Source organism: Streptomyces sp. TLI_185, from assembly GCF_003814765.1.
In the GTDB taxonomy this organism is placed as follows: Bacteria; Actinomycetota; Actinomycetes; order Streptomycetales; family Streptomycetaceae; genus Streptomyces.
The window spans coordinates 6,664,541-6,681,092 of sequence record NZ_RKRB01000001.1 but is presented as its reverse complement, the minus strand read 5'-3'; the positions used below and the strand labels follow the sequence as shown (position 1 = coordinate 6,681,092).

The 16,552-nt window shown below is 70.0% G+C and carries 18 protein-coding genes and 2 tRNA genes; 8 read left to right on the top strand and 12 right to left on the bottom strand.

The window, feature by feature from the left end; translation table 11 throughout:
- Window positions 1–151: 151 nt before the first annotated feature.
- The gene (locus tag EDD92_RS30900; protein WP_123970625.1) at window positions 152–778 is read right to left on the bottom strand and encodes an alpha/beta family hydrolase; all 627 of its coding nucleotides are present in this window, start codon (window positions 776–778) and stop codon (window positions 152–154) included.
- A gap of 19 nt (window positions 779–797) precedes the next feature.
- The gene (locus EDD92_RS30895; RefSeq protein WP_123967363.1) at window positions 798–1,613 is read right to left on the bottom strand and encodes an SOS response-associated peptidase; all 816 of its coding nucleotides are present in this window, start codon (window positions 1,611–1,613) and stop codon (window positions 798–800) included.
- 50 nt (window positions 1,614–1,663) lie between these two features.
- On the opposite strand from EDD92_RS30895, the gene EDD92_RS30890 reads away from it, so the two are divergent.
- The 4 genes from EDD92_RS30890 to EDD92_RS30875 all read left to right on the top strand — a co-directional run bounded on the left by EDD92_RS30890 (window position 1,664) and on the right by EDD92_RS30875 (window position 5,315).
- Window positions 1,664–2,386 carry a M50 family metallopeptidase gene (locus EDD92_RS30890; RefSeq protein ID WP_030929087.1) on the top strand — a complete coding sequence of 241 codons (723 nt, stop codon included), beginning with the start codon at window positions 1,664–1,666 and terminating at the stop codon, window positions 2,384–2,386.
- A gap of 184 nt (window positions 2,387–2,570) precedes the next feature.
- A complete protein-coding gene (gene aroA / locus EDD92_RS30885) occupies window positions 2,571–3,890 on the top strand; it encodes a 3-phosphoshikimate 1-carboxyvinyltransferase (RefSeq protein WP_123967362.1) in 1,320 nt (439 codons plus the stop codon).
- Between the two features lie 11 nt (window positions 3,891–3,901).
- A complete protein-coding gene (gene rsgA / locus EDD92_RS30880) occupies window positions 3,902–4,915 on the top strand; it encodes a ribosome small subunit-dependent GTPase A (RefSeq protein WP_123967361.1) in 1,014 nt (337 codons plus the stop codon).
- 76 nt (window positions 4,916–4,991) lie between these two features.
- Entirely contained in the window at window positions 4,992–5,315 is a 324-nt protein-coding gene (locus EDD92_RS30875) for a multidrug efflux SMR transporter (protein WP_030929096.1), read from the top strand.
- Here the strand turns inward: EDD92_RS30875 and EDD92_RS50035 are convergent.
- The 3 genes from EDD92_RS50035 to EDD92_RS30865 form a co-directional block, all read right to left on the bottom strand.
- Window positions 5,312–5,452, bottom strand: a complete 141-nt coding sequence (locus EDD92_RS50035) for a hypothetical protein (protein WP_185124176.1) — start codon at window positions 5,450–5,452, stop codon at window positions 5,312–5,314. The two genes, EDD92_RS30875 and EDD92_RS50035, sit on opposite strands and share 4 nt — an antisense overlap.
- A 68-nt stretch (window positions 5,453–5,520) precedes the next feature.
- On the bottom strand, window positions 5,521–5,751 hold the full coding sequence (locus EDD92_RS50530; protein WP_221268309.1) for a hypothetical protein: 231 nt from the start codon (window positions 5,749–5,751) through the stop codon (window positions 5,521–5,523).
- A 25-nt stretch (window positions 5,752–5,776) separates the two neighbouring features.
- A complete protein-coding gene (locus tag EDD92_RS30865; protein WP_123967360.1) occupies window positions 5,777–6,385 on the bottom strand; it encodes a TetR/AcrR family transcriptional regulator in 609 nt (202 codons plus the stop codon).
- A gap of 187 nt (window positions 6,386–6,572) precedes the next feature.
- Between EDD92_RS30865 and hisN the strand changes: the two genes are divergently transcribed.
- The 3 genes from hisN to EDD92_RS30850 all read left to right on the top strand — a co-directional run bounded on the left by hisN (window position 6,573) and on the right by EDD92_RS30850 (window position 8,446).
- Entirely contained in the window at window positions 6,573–7,373 is an 801-nt protein-coding gene (hisN, locus tag EDD92_RS30860) for a histidinol-phosphatase (RefSeq protein WP_123967359.1), read from the top strand.
- 158 nt (window positions 7,374–7,531) lie between these two features.
- Window positions 7,532–7,924, top strand: coding sequence for a cyclic nucleotide-binding/CBS domain-containing protein (locus EDD92_RS30855; RefSeq protein WP_123967358.1), 393 nt, complete (start codon window positions 7,532–7,534; stop codon window positions 7,922–7,924).
- Window positions 7,925–8,029: 105 nt separating this feature from the next.
- Window positions 8,030–8,446, top strand: a complete 417-nt coding sequence (locus EDD92_RS30850; RefSeq protein WP_115906041.1) for a Fur family transcriptional regulator — start codon at window positions 8,030–8,032, stop codon at window positions 8,444–8,446.
- 106 nt (window positions 8,447–8,552) lie between these two features.
- Here EDD92_RS30850 and EDD92_RS30845 read toward each other — a convergent pair.
- From EDD92_RS30845 to EDD92_RS30825, 4 genes are all read right to left on the bottom strand, one after another.
- Window positions 8,553–8,626, bottom strand: a tRNA-Met gene (locus EDD92_RS30845).
- 176 nt (window positions 8,627–8,802) lie between these two features.
- On the bottom strand, window positions 8,803–10,614 hold the full coding sequence (locus EDD92_RS30835) for an SEL1-like repeat protein (protein ID WP_123967357.1): 1,812 nt from the start codon (window positions 10,612–10,614) through the stop codon (window positions 8,803–8,805).
- A 204-nt stretch (window positions 10,615–10,818) separates the two neighbouring features.
- Window positions 10,819–10,892, bottom strand: a tRNA-Met gene (locus EDD92_RS30830).
- 41 nt (window positions 10,893–10,933) lie between these two features.
- The gene (locus tag EDD92_RS30825) at window positions 10,934–13,867 is read right to left on the bottom strand and encodes a UPF0182 family protein (protein ID WP_260327349.1); all 2,934 of its coding nucleotides are present in this window, start codon (window positions 13,865–13,867) and stop codon (window positions 10,934–10,936) included.
- 165 nt (window positions 13,868–14,032) lie between these two features.
- On the opposite strand from EDD92_RS30825, the gene EDD92_RS30820 reads away from it, so the two are divergent.
- Window positions 14,033–14,575, top strand: coding sequence for a PPA1309 family protein (locus EDD92_RS30820; protein ID WP_123967355.1), 543 nt, complete (start codon window positions 14,033–14,035; stop codon window positions 14,573–14,575).
- A gap of 19 nt (window positions 14,576–14,594) precedes the next feature.
- Here the strand turns inward: EDD92_RS30820 and EDD92_RS30815 are convergent, their stop codons facing one another.
- The 3 genes from EDD92_RS30815 to EDD92_RS30810 form a co-directional block, all read right to left on the bottom strand.
- On the bottom strand, window positions 14,595–15,689 hold the full coding sequence (locus tag EDD92_RS30815) for a PDZ domain-containing protein (protein ID WP_123967354.1): 1,095 nt from the start codon (window positions 15,687–15,689) through the stop codon (window positions 14,595–14,597).
- 56 nt (window positions 15,690–15,745) lie between these two features.
- Window positions 15,746–15,910 (bottom strand): hypothetical protein, encoded by a 165-nt coding sequence (locus EDD92_RS50030; protein WP_185124175.1) that lies wholly within the window; start codon window positions 15,908–15,910, stop codon window positions 15,746–15,748.
- Window positions 15,911–16,029: 119 nt separating this feature from the next.
- The gene (locus tag EDD92_RS30810) at window positions 16,030–16,491 is read right to left on the bottom strand and encodes a molybdenum cofactor biosynthesis protein MoaE (protein ID WP_123967353.1); all 462 of its coding nucleotides are present in this window, start codon (window positions 16,489–16,491) and stop codon (window positions 16,030–16,032) included.
- Window positions 16,492–16,552 lie beyond the last annotated feature (61 nt).

The following is a 16,552-nucleotide window of genomic DNA, read 5'->3' as shown; positions in this document are numbered from 1 at the left end:
CAGCACCGTCCAGTCCAGGTCAGTGCGGCTGCTGCGGCTCGGGCATACGGTCGAACCCATGCGGCGGACTTCCTCTCCCACGACGATCTGTGCTGGTCTCCAGCACTTCTGTCCGCCTCAACAGTGGCCGCCCGCCCGGCATTCCCCGCCGTCACCCGAGTGACGCGGTCCACCGGGTGACGCCGTCCGTGATGATCTCCAGCGCCTGCTCCTGCGTGATCTCCGCCCGCTTGGGCACGGCGAACCCGTGGTCGCCGTAGGGCACATCGACCAGCTCGTACGTCCCTTTCGGGAACTCCTCGGGCTTCCCGAAGGGGTCGTTCCCGCCCTGTACGACGAGGGTGGGCACCCCGGACCCGAGCAGCTCATCGGCGCGGGACTTCTCGGGCCTGCCCGGCGGATGCAGCGGGAAGCTGAGGGCGAGGACGGCACGGGCACCGAGCTCGACGGCCGTACGACAGGCGACCCGGGCTCCCGCGCTCCGTCCGCCCGAGATCACCGGCAGTCCGGGCTCGGCGAGCGCGGGCCAGATCCCGCGCCACCCGAGGTCGAGCGTCTTCGGGGCGGGCGCCAGCTTCTTGCCGGCCACCCGCCAGGGCTGTTCGACGAGGGCGACCGTCACTCCGTGTCCGGGCAGGACCTGGGCGAGGGCCTGCAGGTCCCGTGCCTCGATGCCGCCGCCGGCGCCGTGACTGACGGCGAGGACGAGCCGCGGCTGCGCGGCGTGACGCCAGGTGATGCGGGCCGGACCGGCACCGGTGTCGACGTCCTGTGTCACTTCTGTCAGCTCTGTCACATCAGAAGAGTGTGCCTTCTTCGGGGCCCTCGAGCTCCTTCAGCAGCTCCGGTCCGTTGTTGCGGACGTTGCTGACCGCGGTGGACACGGGGTAGGCGCGCATCAGTCCGGCGGGCGGCGGCTCCAGGAGCGACCGCAGGTCCTCGGGGTCGGTGCGGGCCGGGTCGAGCCAGGCGTCCCAGCGGTCCGGGGTGAGCATCAGCGGCATCCGGGGGTGGATGTCGGCGAGCGCGTGCGGGCCCTCGGCCGGGGCGACGGCGAGCGGTGTCGTCTCCGCCTCGGTCGTGATCACCGAGCAGGTCACCCACCAGGCCTGCGGGTGGTCGTCCGGCAGGGTCTTGTCCCGCCAGAACTCGTACAGCCCGGCCATCGCGAAGACCGACCCGTCGGCGGGCAGCACGAAGTACGGCTGCTTGCGGGGCCGCTTCTTCTTCCCCTCGACCTCCAGGTCCCGCTCCCCCTGGCCGGTGACCCACTCGTAGTAGCCGTCGGCGGGGATGATGCAGCGGCGGGAGGAGAAGGCCCGCTTGTACGACGGCTTCTCATGGACGGTCTCCGCACGCGCGTTGATCATCCGCGCCGCGCCCTCCGGGGTCTTCGACCAGGACGGCACCAGGCCCCACTTCAGCTTCCGCAGCTGCCGAACCGGCCGCCGGTCGTCGACGTCCTTAAGAGGGCGGTCCAGGACGGCGTAGACCTCCTTGGTGGGGGCCACGTTGTAGTCGGGCGCCAGGGTCTCCTCGGGTTCCCACTTCTCGATCTCAAAGATTCCTGCGAGATCCTCGGGCCTACGACTCGCTGCATACCGTCCGCACATACGTGCCACACTGCCAGATTCGACGAGACCCATGGGAGCCACCGCCGACAATGGACAGCCTCGCTATCGCCTCGCTCGCCTCCCTCTGGGACCGGGTCTTCGGAGACCAGCCCGACCCCGACATGTGGGTGGTGATCGCGACGCTCGTCGCGGCGCTCGCCGCGATCGTCCCGCAGGGTGTCTGGCGCATCTCGCGCAACGCCATCACCATCGCCCACGAGGGCGGCCACGGCCTGATCGCCCTGCTCACCGGCCGCCAACTGACGGGCATACGACTGCACTCCGACACCAGCGGTCTCACCGTCAGCCGCGGCAAGCCGCACGGCCTCGGCATGATCCTCACCGCGGCCGCCGGCTACACCGCTCCCCCGCTCCTGGGCCTGGGCGGCGCGGCCCTGCTCGCCGCCGGCCACATCACCCTGCTGCTGTGGCTGGCGACAGCCCTGCTCGTCGCCATGCTGGTGATGATCCGCAACGCGTACGGCGCCCTGACGGTGGTCCTGACCGGCGGCGCATTCCTGCTGGTGTCGTGGCTGGCGGGCCCCCAGGTACAGGCGGCGTTCGCGTATGCGGTGGTGTGGTTCCTGCTGGTGGGCGGGGTACGCCCGGCCTTCGAGCTGCAGGCGAAGCGGATGCGAGGGGGTGCCGGGGACTCGGACGCGGATCAGCTGTCGCGGTTGACGCATGTGCCGGCGGGGCTGTGGCTGTTCCTGTTCCATGCGGTGAGCCTGTGCTCGCTGATAGGTGGGGGGCGTTGGCTGCTGGAGGTGTGACAAAGCCCCGAAGGGGCGAGTCACGCAGGGGCGCGGGGCCCCGCCGCGGCAGCGGCTGATGTCACAGCCGATCAGCGGCTCCGCCGCGATGGGGACACCCCCGCTCGAGCGAAGCCGAGAGTGGGGGAGCGACCAGCCCCAACGGCGCCGCAGCTGAACGACCGCCTCCTTATAAAGTGAACCCATGGCCCAAAACCCCGCCGCACACACCGCCCTCTGGCCCGCCCCCCTCGCGAGCGGAGCCGTCGACGCGACGGTCCACGTGCCGGGGTCCAAGTCGGTCACCAACCGCGCCCTGGTGCTCGCGGCTCTCGCCAGCGAACCGGGCTGGCTGCGCCGCCCCCTGCGTTCCCGCGACACCCTGCTCATGGCGGCAGCGCTCCGCGCGATGGGCGTCGGCATCGAGGAGGGCGTGGGCCCCGACGGCACCGGCGAGACCTGGCGGGTGCTCCCCACCGGACTGCACGGCCCGGCCACGGTCGACGTCGGCAACGCCGGCACGGTGATGCGCTTCCTGCCCCCGGTGGCCGCGCTCGCCGACGGCCCCATCCGCTTCGACGGCGACCCGAGGTCGTACGAGCGTCCCCTGAACGGCGTGATCGACGCCCTGCGCGTGCTCGGCGCCCGCATCGACGACGACGGCCGCGGCGCACTGCCCCTGACGGTGCACGGCGGGGGCGCCCTGGACGGCGGCCCGGTGGAGATCGACGCCTCGTCGTCCTCCCAGTTCGTGAGCGCCCTGCTGCTCTCCGGCCCGCGCTTCAACCAGGGCGTCGAGGTCCGTCACATCGGCAGCTCCCTGCCCTCCCTCCCGCACATCCGCATGACCGTCGACATGCTGCGCGCGGTCGGTGCCCAGGTGGACACCCCGGAGTCGGGCGGCGAGCCCAACGTGTGGCGGGTGACGCCGGGCGCGCTGCTCGGCCGGGACCTGACGATCGAGCCGGACCTGTCCAACGCGCAGCCGTTCCTGGCGGCCGCCCTGGTGACCGGCGGCAAGGTCGTCGTCCCCGACTGGCCGTCCCGTACCACGCAGCCCGGCGACAAGCTGCGGGAGATCTTCACCGAGATGGGCGGTGCCTGCGAACTGACCGAGTACGGCCTCGAGTTCACCGGTTCGGGCGTGATCCGCGGTATCGACGTGGACCTGGGCGAGGTCGGCGAGCTGACCCCCGGCATCGCGGCGGTCGCAGCCCTCGCGGACTCCCCCTCCACCCTCCGCGGTGTGGCACATCTGCGGCTGCACGAGACGGACCGGCTGGCCGCGCTCACCAAGGAGATCAACGAGCTCGGCGGTGACGTCACCGAGACCGCCGACGGTCTGCACATCCGCCCGCGCGCCCTGCACGGCGGGATCTTCCACACGTACGAGGACCACCGCATGGCGACGGCCGGCGCGATCATCGGCCTCGCGGTCGAGGGCGTGCAGATCGAGAACGTGGCGACGACGGCGAAGACCCTGCCGGACTTCCCCGACATGTGGGCCGGGATGCTCGGAGCGTAGGGACTCACGCCATGCGCCGCTACGGCAAGCACACCGACGAGGACGACATCCGCAGCCGCCCGAACCGCAAGGGCACCCGGCCTCGCACTAACATCCGCCCCGCCCACGAGGACGCGGCCGAGGGCATGGTCCTCACCGTCGACCGGGGCCGGCTGACCGTCCTCGTCGACGACCGGATCGTGATGGCGATGAAGGCCCGCGAACTCGGCCGCAAGGCGGCGATCGTGGGCGACCGGGTGGCCCTCGTCGGTGACATGTCCGGCAAGAAGGACACCCTCGCGCGCATCGTCCGCATCGAGAAGCGCACCTCGGTCCTACGCCGCACCGCCGATGACGACGACCCGTACGAGCGCGTGGTCGTCGCCAACGCCGACCAGTTGGCGATCGTCACGGCCCTGGCCGACCCCGAGCCGCGGCCCCGTCTGATCGACCGCTGCCTGGTCGCGGCGTTCGACGGCGGACTGACCCCGCTGCTGGTGCTGACGAAGTCGGACCTCGCCCCGCCCGACAAGCTCCTCGAGTTGTACGGCGCCCTCGACATCCCGTACGTCGTGACCAGCCGTGAGGAGCTGGAGAACGGCAGCGCGGTCGCCCGCGTGCGCGAGCAACTCGACGGCAAGATCACGGCGTTCGTCGGTCACTCGGGCGTCGGCAAGACGACCCTGGTCAACGCGCTGGTCCCGCTGGAACAGCGGCGTTCGACCGGACATGTGAACGCGGTGACCGGCCGCGGCCGCCACACCACCACCTCCGCGCTCGCCCTGCCGCTCGCGGACAGCGACGACGGCTGGGTGATCGACACCCCGGGCGTACGGTCCTTCGGCCTGCACCACATCGATCCGTCCCGCGTCATCCATGCCTTCCCCGACCTGGAACCGGGCACGGAGGGCTGCCCGCGCGCATGCAGCCACGACGAGCCGGACTGCGCGCTGGACGAGTGGGTGGCCGAGGGCCACGCCGACCCTGCCCGGCTCTATTCGCTGCGCCGACTGCTGGCCACGCGGGAACGCACGGAGGGCGACTGACCTCCGCGTTGTTTGTGAGGCGCCGAGCCCGGTAAGTGCATAATCGCACCGAGCCGGACATACGGGAGGACAGCACATGGCGTGGCTGCTGGTAGTGGTGGCCGGGTTGCTCGAGACGGGTTTCGCCGTGTGCCTCAAGCTCTCCCACGGTTTCACCCGCCTGTGGCCGACGATCGCGTTCTGCGTCTTCGCCCTGGGCAGCTTCGGCCTCCTCACCCTGTCCCTGAGGAAGCTGGACGTCGGCCCTGCCTACGCGGTGTGGACCGGCATCGGCGCGGCGGGCACCGCGATCTACGGCATGATCTTCCTCGGCGACCTGGTGTCCACGCTGAAGCTCGTCTCGATCAGCCTGGTCATCGTGGGCGTGATCGGCCTCCAGCTCTCCGGATCGGCCCACTAAACGTCCTGCCGTACGGGCGGGAAGAGGACCTGGTCGGCCATCTCGTACGAGAACGCCCGTGAGGGGAGGGCGAGTTCGGGGACGCCGACGAGGTCGAGCAGTTCGACGGCGCGTTCCGGCGTCTGTTCGCGGGTCATGTCCTGGCGCGGATATGCGTCAACTCCCGTGCCCCGGCGCCGACCAGCTCCTGCCCGTCGAGCCGTACCTACCCCCGCACCTCCGCGTTTCCCGGCAGCAGTCCGAGCACGGTCGGCGCGGTCGGTGACTTCGCGGGCCCCGACTCGCCGACCAGCCCCAGCACTTCGCCGCGCTCCAGCGTGAGGTCGGCTCCTGGAAGCTCGGCCACTGCGTCGCGCTCTGCCGGCGCCCGCAGATCGTCCCCGTCCGCAAGCACCTCGCCGACTACGCAGCGGAAGGGCTCGCGAGCCTCGACCACACGAGGGTTCGGCTGACGCAACCCCTCACACCGCCTGCCGGGGCAGGGTCGTGCGGACCAGCTCCGCCACCCCGCCCTCGCCCGGCGGCGCCGCCACGCAGGACAGGGCGAGCCGCACGACCAGCTCACAGGAGCGCGCCAGATCCGCCGTGTCCGACTTGACCGCCCCCGGCTTCGACAGCACCGCCACGGCCCGGTCCCGGACGATCGCCACGAAGTCGCCGGGAGACGGCAGCGGACCGTCCGCCCGCCGCTGCGCCGGCACCGCGGAGGAGGACGGCACCGCGGACAGCGTCGGCGAGGGCAGCCGTTCACTCCAGCAGCCGGTCAGCATGGCCCGTACGAGTGCGTTCTCGCGCGCCGTGGACGCGGTCCATTCGGCGGTCGCGGTGAGCCGGTCGCGGGCGTCGCTGTGGGTGGCGAGCGCGCGTTCGACCCCGGCGAGGTAGCCGTCCGCCTCCCTTCTCACAAGCGCCCTGGCGAGCCCCTCCTTGCTGCCGAACTCGTTGTAGAGGGTCTGCCGGGACACTCCGGCGGCCGAGGCGACGTCCACCATCCGTACGGCGGACCACGGTCGGCGCGCCAGCGCCGTGTACGCGGCGTCCAGTAGGGATTCCCGCGCTGCAGGCATCATCGCCTCCCTGGGGCGAGCGGCTCTGCGCCCAGATTTGACGCGCACAAGGGCACTGTCAAGGGTTCGCGGGCGCACGCGGGGGCGCCATTCGGCCGCCATGTGCCGTCCCCCGGGGCGGCAATGTGCCGCCAAACCGTGAGCATGGCCTGGTGGCCCCATCGCGACCTCGCCGGATAGCGTTCGTTCCATGCCGGACTACCTCGACGATCTCCGTTTCGCCCACGTCCTCGCGGACGCCGCCGACGCGGCAACGATGTCCCGCTTCAAGGCGCTCGACCTCAAGGTCGAGACGAAACCGGACATGACCCCGGTGAGTGAAGCGGACAAGGCGGCGGAGGAGCTCATCCGCGGCCAGCTCCAGCGCGCCCGCCCCCGCGACGCGGTCCTCGGCGAGGAGTACGGCCTGGAGGGCACGGGCCCCCGCCGCTGGGTGGTCGACCCGATCGACGGCACCAAGAACTACGTGCGCGGTGTCCCGGTGTGGGCCACCCTGATCTCCCTGATGGAGGCGGGCGAGACCGGCTTCGAGCCCGTCGTCGGCGTCGTCTCCGCCCCCGCCCTGGGCCGCCGCTGGTGGGCCGCGAAGGGCCACGGCGCCTTCACCGGCCGCAGCCTCTCCTCCGCCTCCCGCCTGCAGGTCTCCCGCGTCGCGAAGCTGTCGGACGCCTCGTTCGCGTACTCCTCCCTGACGGGCTGGGAGGACCAGGGCCGGCTGGGCGGCTTCCTGGACCTGACCCGCGAGGTGTGGCGCACGCGCGCGTACGGCGACTTCTGGCCCTACATGCTGGTCGCCGAGGGCGCCGTCGACATCTGCGCCGAGCCGGAGCTCTCCCTCTGGGACATGGCCGCCAACACGATCATCGTCACCGAGGCCGGCGGCACCTTCACGGGCCTGGACGGCCGCCCGGGCCCGCACAGCGGCAACGCGGCCGCGTCCAACGGCCTGCTCCACGACGAGTTGCTGGGCTATCTCAACGAGCGCTACTGAGGAGTACCCGCAAAAGCACAGATGAGCGCGTGCGCCCTCAATTGGCCGCACGCGCCCTCTTGTTGACCCCCGCTTTACCTGCGACTCTGAGAGTCCCCCCACTTGTGAACTTGTGAATCCCTGCACTAGATGGATTCCTTTGGAGGTGGCTCCATCCCATGCTCGTCCGCGACGCCATGAGCACAGTGGTCCTCACCATCGGCCCCGCCCACACCCTCCGCCAGGCCGCAGCCCTGATGTCCGCCCGCCGTGTCGGCGCGGCCGTGGTCCTCGACCCGGACGCCGGCGGTATCGGCATCCTCACCGAACGCGACATCCTCAACTCCGTCGGCCTCGGCCAGAGCCCCGACACCGAGCGAGCCCACGACCACACCACCAACGACGTCGTCTTCGCCGCCCCGTCCTGGACGCTGGAGGAGGCGGCCCGCGCCATGGCCCACGGCGGCTTCCGCCATCTCATCGTCCTCGACCACGGCGAGCCGGTAGGCATCGTCTCGGTCCGCGACATCATCCGCTGCTGGGCACCGGTACGGCAGCACGTGCCCGCCTGACCTCGCAGGGGGACCAGAGGCCATATTGGACCAAGTCCAAGTCCAGCAGCGATCCAAAGTCACACCTGTTCGGAAAATGGTCCCCCTGCTGTTAGGCTGGATTTCATGAGTGACCTTCTGGAACGGCTGCGCGGACGCGGATGGCGGATGACCGCGCAGCGGCGCGTCGTGGCCGAGGTTCTCGACGGCGAGCACGTGCATCTGACCGCCGACGAGGTCCACTCCCGGGCCGTCGCCAAGCTGCCCGAGATCTCCCGCGCGACCGTCTACAACACGCTGGGCGAGCTGGTCTCCCTCGGCGAGGTGCTCGAGGTCTCCACCGACAAGCGCGCCAAGCGGTACGACCCGAACGCGCACCGGCCGCACCACCACCTGGTCTGTGCCCAGTGCGGCGCGATCCGCGACGTCCACCCGAGCGGCAACCCGCTCGCCGACCTCCCCGACACGGAGCGCTTCGGCTTCACCGTCTCGGACGTCGAGGTCACGTACCGCGGCATCTGCCCGAACTGCGCGGCGGCGTAACCACCTTCTCGCGGGCGGCGGGCTCCGCCGCCCGACCGCACGCCGGCAATTCTGGAAACACCGAGGGCCGGAATCCATTCACTGGATTCCGGCCCTCGGCCTTCAGTAGCGGGGACAGGATTTGAACCTGCGACCTCTGGGTTATGAGCCCAGCGAGCTACCGAGCTGCTCCACCCCGCGTCGATGAACGCAACGTTACGTCAGTGACGACGGCGATGGCAAATCGCTTCTTTTCAGCCCGTCCGGCGTTCGAGGACGAGGCCCTTCGGGCCGAACGGGATCCAGGTCAGAGCCCCTGGGGACGGGACGGGTAGGGGCGGCGGGGGCGAGAACACCCGGGCCCCGCCACGGCACCCCTACGCCGACAGCTCCTCCCGCAGCGCATCCCGCAACCGAGTCGCCCGCTCCGAAACAGCCACCGGTCCCAGCGCCACCGCCCGCTCCGCCCACCGCTGCCCCTCCGCCAGCTCACCCCGACGCGCGTAGACCAGGGCCAGCCGCAGCGCGGCCCGGCCGTGCCCCGCGTCGGCGGCCCGCGTCCACCACACGGCCGCCTCCGGCTCGCTCCCCTCGCGGGCCAGCAGCAGCCCGAGGTTGAAGGCGCCGTTGCGGGACCCGGCCTCCGCGGCCGCCCGGTACCAGCGCGCCGCCTCCACCACGTCCCCGCGGGCGGCGGACATCATCCCGACCCGCACCTGCGCCCGCCGGTGCCCCTGGGAAGCCGCGCGCTCGTACCACTCCTCGCACTCGGTCTTCTCGTGCGCGGACTCCCCGAGCTCATGCGCGGGCGCAGGCGGCCGCCGGGCGTCCAGGACGGTCGCCAGCCGGTACGCGGCCTCCGCGCTGCCGCCTCCTGCCGCGCAGCGCAGATGCCGCTCCGCCGCGCGCTCGTCCCCGCCCCGCAGCCGCGCCATGCCGACCTGCAGCGCCGCCTCCGTGTGCCCGGCGGCCGCAGCGCGCTCGTACCAGCGCAGCGCGACGTCGTCCTCGGCGCGCCCGGCGTGCAGGATCCCCAGGTTGAACGCGGCGTCCACGCTCCCGGCCTCCGCGGCCTTGGAGAACCACGGCTCGGCACCTGTCGTGTCGCCGCCCTGGAGCAGCAGGATGGCCAGCGCGTTCGCCGCCTCGCGGTGTCCGGCGTACGCGGCGCGGCGGTACCACTGCTCGGCCTGTGCGGTCCTCCCCTGTGCGGCGCAGAGCAGCCCGAGGTTGTAGGCGCCGTTGTCGTCGCCGGCGTCCATCGCCGCCCGGTACCAGCGCTCGGCGGTCTGCGTCTCCCCGCGCTCGGCGTGGAGGGCGCCGAGCGCGTTGGCGGCGTTGCCGTCCCCGTCCTGCGCGGCCCTGAGCCACCACACGGCGGCGCTCTCGGTGTCGCCGGCGTCCCGCAGCAGGAAGCCCAGCGCGCAGGCGGCGCGCGCCTCGCCGTCCTTGGCGGACGTCAGATACCAGCGCCCGGCCTCCTTGAGCTCACCGCGCTTCTCCAGGATCGCGCCGAGGTGCAGCGCGGCCCGCCGGTGGCCGCGCGCGGCGGCCTGCCGGTAGAACTGCTCGGCCTGGGCCAGCAGTTCGACACCGTTGTCAGCCCCGTCTTCGCCCTGGCAGGCCGCCTTGCGGTCGAGCGCGCGCGCCAGGCGGTACGCCGCCTCCCGGTGCCCGCGCTCCGCCGCGGCCCGCATCCAGTCCTCGGCGCCGGTGTCCCCGCGGTGCTCCAGCAGATCGGCGAGCGCGTAGGCGCCGAGGGCGTGCCCCTGTTCGGCGGACTGCCGCAGCCAGTACTCGGCGGCGGGCTCGTCCCCGCGCTCGCGGTGATGGCGCCCGAGCGCGTGTGCGGCCGCCGCGGACCCGGCGACGGCGGCGATGCGCCACCAGCCGGCGGCGTCGTCGGCGTATCCGCGCTGATGGAGAAGGACTCCCAGGTTGTTGGCGGCGGCACGGTCTCCCGCGGCGGTGGCGGCACGCAGATGGGGCTCGGCTCCGTCGAGATCACCGCGGCGCAGCAGCATGGCCCCGAGGACACTCATCGCCTCGACGTCGCCGGCCTCGGCGGCGAGCCGCTGACGAACTTCCTCGACGGCCTCCTCAGCCACCTCCCCGGCTTCGCCGGGTTCGGAAGGCTGCACAAATCGCCCTGTCTCGAACAGAGTTGCCTTGTCCCCCATAACGTCCATCGTCGCACCACCTGCAACCTGGGTACACCTGGTATACCGCAGCCAGTGAGGTCACTTCAGCGTTTTGTCGACATGCCCACAGAGAGACAAGTCAAACACAGTTGTCCCAACTCCCCGAGGCGGCATGACGATCCCCCTGACCGGCACATGCGTTCGCACATCACGAAGGCCCGGATCCTTGAGGATCCGGGCCTTCGACTGCAGTAGCGGGGACAGGATTTGAACCTGCGACCTCTGGGTTATGAGCCCAGCGAGCTACCGAGCTGCTCCACCCCGCGTCGTTGTGTGGCAACCGTACCACGACGCGGGGCGGGCATGATCAGCCGCTGCCGGAGCTGCCGCTCGGGCTCGGACTGCCGCTCGGACTGGGGCTGCTGCTCTTGTTGCCGCCGCCACCCGTCTTGCCCGCCTTGGCCTGTGCGTCCTCGGCCCGCTTGAGGGCGTCCTGGAGGTCCTTCTGCGCCTTGCCGTACGCCTGCCAGTCGCCCTTCTTCAGGGCTTCCTGACCGGCGTCGAAGGCCTTCTGGGCGTCGTTCAACGCCTGCTGGACCGTGGGATTACTGGACGTCGGCGGTGGGGTCGTTCCCGTGTCCGGCGGCGGTGTGGTCGAACTCTCCGCCCCGAAGACCTTGTTGAGGGCCTCGTCCAGAGTGTCCTCGAAGGCGGTGTTGCCTCCGTAGGTCACCAACACCTTGCGCAGCAGCGGGTACTTGAGTCCACCACCGCGTACGTAGACCGGCTCCACGTAAAGCAGTCCTCCGTCGAGTGGCACCGTCAGCAGGTTGCCGTACTCGATGTCGGAGTCGCCGCCCTTGAGGAGCTTGATCGCCGCGGCGATGTCCTGTTCGGAGTTGAACTTGCTCTGTACCTGTTTGGGTCCGTCGACGGTCGTGCTCGTCGGCAGTTTCAGGATTCTGATCTTGCCGTAGTCACCGGTGCTCGCATCGGCGTCGACCGCCATGAACGCACTGAGGTTGTCCCGTCCGTTCGGCGTGAAGGTCGTCGTCAGCGAGAACGCCTGCGAGGACTGGCCGGGCATCTTCATGCTCAGGTAGTACGGCGGCACCGCGTTGCCCGACTTGTTGGTCGGGTCGTCCGGCACCTGCCACACCTCGCTGCCGGTGAGGAAGGTCTGCGCGTCCGTCACGTGGTAGCGGCTGAGCAGCTCGCGCTGGACCTTGAACAGGTCCTGCGGGTAACGGAAGTGGGCCTGCAGGTCGTGCGTGATGGCCGACTTCGGCTTCACCGTGCCCGGGAACGCCTTCATCCACGTCTTCAGGACGGGGTCCCCGGTGTCCCACTGGTAGAGCTTGACGTCGCCCGTGTACGCGTCGACGGTCGCCTTCACCGAGTTGCGGATGTAGTTGACCTGGTTCTGCTGGGCCACCACCGCGCGGTTGGTGTTGGTCGCCGTCAGCGAGTCGGCGGTGGTGTCGCCGAGGGTCGTCCGGGAGGCGTACGGATATCCGTTCGTCGTCGTGTAGGCGTCGACGATCCACTGGATACGGCCGTGCACCACCGCCGGGTAGGCGTCGCCGTCGATGGTCAGCCAGGGCGCCACCGCCTCGACGCGCTCCTTGGGAGTGCGGTTGTAGAGGATCCGCGAACCCTTGCCGATCGCCCCGGAGTACAGCATCTGCGGCTCGTTGAACGCGACCGCGTAGGCGGCCCGGTTGATCGGGTTGGCGAGGTTGACGCCGCTGTTGCCCTTGTAGCTGGTGGTCTTCTCGCCGCTGTCGTCGGAGTAGTCGATCTCCTGCTGGGGACCGCCGACGATCGAGTAGGTGGTGGTCTTCTCGCCGTAGTAGATCTGCTGCTTGTACTTTCCGAGGTCACCGGTGGACGGCAGGTCGGACTCGGTGAAGACGGGCTGGCCGTCCTCGACCTCGGTGCCCTTGGCGGCGACCACGCCGTAGCCGTGGGTGTAGCGGAAGTGGTCGTTGATCCAGTTGTTCTTCGGAATGCCGTTGAGGTTCAGCTCGCGCAGACCGATGACGGTGTCCTGCTCCTTGCCACCCTTGCTGTAGCGGTCGACGTCCAGGTTGTTCGGGAACGCGTAGTAGTTCCTGATCTGTTGGAGCTGCTGGAAGGTGGGCGAGACGATGTTCGGGTCCAGGATCCGGATGCTCGCCGCGTCGTCGACGCCGTCGCGCAGCTTGGTCTTGTCCTTGGCGGTGCTCGTCCCCGAGTACTCGCTCACCTTGGTGTCGTCGATGCCGTACGCCTCGCGTGTCGCCTTGAGGTTCTTCTGGACGTACGGCGCTTCCTTGGCCTGCTCGTTGGGCTGGACCTGGAACTTCTGGATGATCGCCGGGTACAGGCCACCGATGAGGATCGCCGAGAGCACCATCAGGCCGAAACCGATCACGGGCAGCTGCCAGGTGCGCCGCCACAGGGTGGCGAAGAACAGCAGTGCACAGATGACGGCGATGCAGAACAGGATCGTCTTGGCCGGCAGGTAGGCGTTCGCGTCGACGTACCTGAGGCCGGTCCAGTTGTCCGTCGCCTTGAAGTCGCTCGACTTCACCGCGAGGCCGTACCGGTCGAGCCAGTACGCGACCGCCTTCAGGGCGACGAAGATGCCGAGCAGTACCGAGAGATGACTGGTGGCGGTGGCGGTTGCGCGCGCACCCGGGGAGGTGATCCTGAGGCCGCCGTACAGGTAGTGCGTGAGCGCGGCGGCGATCAGGGAGAGGATCGCGGCGGCGAAGCCGAAGCCGAGCAGGAAGCGGTACCAGGGCAGGTCGAAGGCGTAGAAGGAGACGTCGAGGTGGAACTGCGGGTCCTTCTGGTGGAAGGGCACGCCGTTGACCCACATCAGCCAGGTGCGCCACTGGCTGGACGCCGAGGCGCCGGCGATCAGACCGACCAGGGCGGTGATCCCGAGCAACAGCCAGGTCTTGTACGGGGCGATGCCCATCCGGTAGCGGTCGAGGCTCTGCTGCTCCATCGACATGGCGCTCAGCGGCGGTCGCAACCGGTGCGCCAGCCAGATGTTGAAGCCGACCGCGAGGGCCATCAGCAGACCGAAGACGAAGAACAGTCCGATCTTGGTCCACAGGGTGGTGGTGAAGACGGACGAGTACTTCACGGAGCGGTACCAGAGCCAGTCCGTCCAGAAGCCCGCGAACATGGTGAACGCCATGCCGAGGACGGCAAGGACGCCCAGTGTCATGAGCAGGGTCCGGACTCGCCGGGACGGGCGGCCCACTCTGATCCGTGGCCCCGTCGGGCCTCCGCCGCGGTCCGGCATCTGGAAAGCCAAGGTGCGCACCTCGAAGTCGCTGTCGGTTCGTCAGGCCCCCGCGTGTTCGTGAGCCCCTCCGTGGCCCCCGTGATCGCGGGCCCACACCTATGCAACTTACTCACCGTTTACTCGGTTCCCGATTCCGGCCATGAACGAGGCAGGATTGTGACCATGTCCAACACTCCCATGGCAGCGAGCCCGCTCACCCGGGCCGTACTCGAGATCGACGAGTACACCTCCGGCCTCGGCTGGGACCAGCCCGCCCGCCTCTTCGCCCTCGTAGACACCGCTCGGCTGCGGTCCCAGGAACCCGCGCTCGCGGCTCAGCTGGGTCTTGCGGACGAGCCCGACACCACCGGTCTCACCCCGGTCGAGCAGGACGAGATCCCGGCCGGCAAGCCGCTGGACGAGTTCCTCGCGACGATCGCCTGGCCCGACGCGGTGGCCGGCTGCGCGCTCACGGTGGAGCGGCTGATGCTGCCGCCGTCCGCCGAGTCCCAGGTCCCCGAGGGGCTGGACGAGGCCGGGCTGGCGAAGTGGGTGGCCGGGCACCCGGACCGTCAGGAGGTCCGGATGACGGTGGCCGTGCTGCGCGACGGTGCCCGCGACTCGGCGCTGCGGCTGCGCGAGAAGGACACGCCGACAGAGGTCCTCACGGGCTCCGACCTGGTTCCGGGCCTGGCTCAGGCCCTGGCCGCGACCTTCGAGGAGTAGGCGGTCGTAGCCCTTCGGGCTACTTGGCCGTGCACTTCGGCAGGTCGGCGGTCTTTCCGGTGCGGAGGTCCTTCAGCGCGCCGAGGGCGTCGTCGATGGTGTTCACCTTGACCAGGGTGAGCCCGCTGGGGGTGTCCTTGGCGGCAGCCTTGCAGTTCTCGGCGGGCGTGAGGAAGTACTGGGCGCCCTTGTTGCGTGCGCCGACCGTCTTCATCTCGATGCCGCCGATCGGGCCGACCTTGCCGCTGTCGTCGATCGTCCCGGTGCCCGCCACGAACCTGCCGCCGGTCAGGTTGCCCGGGGTGAGCTTGTCGTAGATGCCGAGCGCGAACATCAGACCGGCGCTCGGCCCGCCGACGTCGGCGAGCTTGATGTCGATGGTGAACGGGAAGGTGTGATCGGTCCCCGCGGAGATCCCGACGATGGCGCGCTTCTTGGCGCTGTCGTCGGAGGTGGTGGTCGTGATCGTGATGTTCCGGGTCTTCGTGGCCGTCGCGTTCTTCTTCTCGGCGGCGGCCTGCTCCTTGCCAGGGACGATCGTGAAGACGACCTTCTGGCCCGGCTGGTGCTTGGTCACGAGCTTCGCGACGTCGGCCGGCTGCTTCACGGCCGTACCGTCGACGGCCTTGATCACGTCTCCGGCGTGCAGTTCGCCCTGCGCGGGGGAGCCCTTGACCACGGTCGAGACGATCACCCAGCTCCTCACCGGGATGCCGAGTTCCTTCAGGGCGGCGACCTTGGCGCTCTCCTGGGACTGGCTGAACTCCTCGGCGTTCTCCTGGGTCGACTGCTCCTCGGTCTTGCCGTCCGGGTAGAGCGTGTCGTGCGGCACGACCTTGCTGTCGTGGGCCAGCCAGCCGTAGACGGCCTCGACGAGGTTCATCCTGTAGTCGGCGCTGGTGACCCGCACGGTGGTCATGTTCAGGTGACCGTCGGCCGCATAGGTCTTGCGTCCGGAGATCTGCAGCACCGGCTCGCCGTCGTGGTTCCCGAGCGTGTTGACCGTGGGTCCCGGGGACATCTCCGAGTACGGCACGGGAATGAAGACTCCCGCGCACAGGAGCGCGATCAGCATCAGGGTGGAGGCGAGCATCGTCGCGGTGCGGCGTGGCATGCCAAGACAGTACGGGAAGGTCCTGTCAGCGCACCGTCAGCCCTACCTCTGTCATGTCACGTACCGGAGTGGGGCTTCTCCATGGCCTCACGGAAGCGGGCGTAGCCGTCGAGCTCGGGCCCGTCTCCGCGGACCCTGCGGGTCCGGTTGGCCCAACTGCCCCACAGCCCGGCGCCGATCGCTGCCATGAACGGAATCAACAACCACAGGAGCGCCCCCATGCCGACCTCCCGACCCCAGTGAGCGACCGCAAGAACTGACTGATCAGCAGATTAACCAGCCACACTGAGAACGCTGACGCCAGGGGTGCAGTTACGCAACCTGGGTGTGGCGCAGGGGTTCAGCAGGCCCCGACCCATTCCTCCGTACCATCGCTGAAGGTCTGGTGCTTCCAGATCGGCACCTCGTGCTTGAGATCGTCGATCAGCTTCCGGCAGGCCTCGAAGGCCTCGCCCCGGTGCGGACACGAGACGGCGACGACCACGGCGAGATCCCCGACGGCCAGGTCACCGACCCGGTGGACGGCGGCCAGGGCCCGCACCGGGTATCCGGCCACGACCTTCTCGGCGATCCGCCGCATCTCGGCCTCGGCACTGGGATGGCACGAATAGCCGAGCCGGTCGACATCGGATCCCCCGTCGTGGTTCCGCACGGTCCCCACGAACAGTGCGGTGCCGCCGGCGGCGTCGTCCCCGACGGCCTGGAAGACCTCGTCCAGCGAGAGCGCGGTCTCACGGACGGCGATCAGCTTGATGGGGTCCTGCGCGGCCTGCTCGCCGGGATGGTCGTTGGTGGGTGCCATGCCCCCATCGTGCCGCACGCGTCTGACAACCCGGAATACAACTTTCACCAGGCACACGCGC